This window comes from Photobacterium sp. R1, from assembly GCF_054600795.1.
Genome location: NZ_BAAHZP010001103.1, coordinates 1 through 229 on the forward strand (window position 1 = coordinate 1; position 229 = coordinate 229).

Annotated in this window: 1 pseudogene; it reads right to left on the reverse strand. The window is 51.5% G+C overall.

Annotated elements, in window-relative coordinates:
- Nucleotides 1-229, reverse strand: a pseudogene (locus ACYP03_RS28470) (NADP-dependent phosphogluconate dehydrogenase); the annotation flags it as partial.

The window sequence follows — 229 nt, forward strand, 5'->3', positions numbered from 1 at the left end:
GGCTTTATCCAGGATCATTTCCACCAGCGGACGGCCGGAGTCAGGATCCTGCTGCTGCAAAATATCGGCACTGATTTCCATCAGATAACTGTTCAGTACCCCTTGGTTCCACTCGGCAAAGATCTCGCCTATTTCGGCGGCAGGCAGGCTGAGCTGCTGACTGAGAAACTGATACGCCTCGCAGATCAACTGCATATCAGCGTATTCAATGCCGTTATGCACCATTTTC